This is a genomic window from Companilactobacillus halodurans (genome assembly GCF_009600985.1).
Taxonomy (GTDB): Bacteria; Bacillota; Bacilli; order Lactobacillales; family Lactobacillaceae; genus Companilactobacillus; species Companilactobacillus halodurans.
The window spans coordinates 1-1,230 of record NZ_VDFP01000189.1 but is presented as its reverse complement, the minus strand read 5'-3'; the positions used below and the strand labels follow the sequence as shown (position 1 = coordinate 1,230).

General features: G+C 32.4%; 2 protein-coding genes. Both read left to right on the top strand.

Annotated elements, in window-relative coordinates:
* Positions 1-408 (top strand): hypothetical protein (locus tag FHL06_RS13520; RefSeq protein ID WP_238334060.1); only part of this gene is annotated, 408 nt, incomplete at its 5' end.
* Between the two features lie 15 nt (positions 409-423).
* Positions 424-1,134 carry an ATP-binding cassette domain-containing protein gene (locus tag FHL06_RS13515; protein WP_153387149.1) on the top strand — a complete coding sequence of 237 codons (711 nt, stop codon included), beginning with the start codon at positions 424-426 and terminating at the stop codon, positions 1,132-1,134.
* Positions 1,135-1,230 lie beyond the last annotated feature (96 nt).

Sequence of the window (1,230 nt, the reverse complement as noted above, 5' to 3'; positions counted from 1 at the left end):
TTTCCTAATAAATATGATGATCTTATGGTTAGAAGTTTCAATTCGACACAACAATATTTATTCAAGTTCGAAATTTTAGTGGCATTTGTTTTGGGGATTATGGTCGTTTGGGCCGGAGTTACAGCACTTCATTTATTGGTCAATTGGGTGAATGATTTTCTACCATTCAGAAGTCAAAGTTTTGTCAAAGTAATTGTGGCAGTGGTTGTAGTTTGGTTATTCATGATACCGTTCAACTTTGTGACAGGTAATGTTTTGAGAATTATAGGATTTAATGACTTGAACAATAGCTTTGCTTCAGTCAATCGAGTGATGTACTCAAGTATGGCGATGATGATCATTTGGATTGCTATATTTACAATTATTAATCTCTACTTATTGAATAAAAAAGCTGAAACAGTTAATTAGGGAGGGGGCATTCAGATGTCAAATTTACTAAAAATTGAGAATTTAAATTATAAAAAGAATAATAAAGCAATTCTAGAAAATATTAATCTATCTGTTTCGAGCGGCAAGATCATTGGTCTATTAGGGGAAAATGGTGCTGGTAAAACAACCTTGATGCGTTTGATTGCGGGTGTTAACTCGATTCCAGAAGACGTTATAACGGTGAATGGAACGACGAAGAAAGCAGCAATTAAAAAAAATGTCAGTTTAAGTGATCAACTAGGTGGTTTTGGGAAAAATACCAAACTTAGTGAAGTCATTAAATTTTATCAGAATGTTTATTCTGATTTTTCAATTTCTAAATATAAAGAGATTTCCCAGTATTTAGGCTTGGATAATGACAAACGTTTATCAGGTCTTTCAACAGGTACATTAGGCAAGTTAGTAATTGCCTTGACCTTATCCCGTAATACCAAACTTTATCTATTAGATGAACCATTAAGTGGAATTGACAGCATGTCACGTAAGAAAATCATTAGTAGTATTATTCGTTGGAAAAATGACGATTCAACTTTTATTATCAGTGACCACTATGTAACTGAAATAGCTAGCTTACTTGATGATGTAATTATTATTAAGGACAAGACCATCTATGAAGTCAGTTCAGTAGAAGCCATTCAGAAAAAGTATCATCTTGGAGTTGAAGAATACTACGAGGGTGTTTCTGAAGGAAGTGTTACAAAATGAACGAATTTGTCAATTTAAGTAAAAATTTGATGCGTGATAAATGGAAACTAATAAACTGGGTAACTATTTTTGAATTAATTGCTTTTGTAGCAATCT

What these genes read in the sequence shown, in the direction of transcription:
- FHL06_RS13515 (WP_153387149.1), top strand. Translation starts at nt 424, where the DNA reads ATGTCAAATTTACTAAAAATTGAGAATTTAAATTATAAAAAGAATAAT.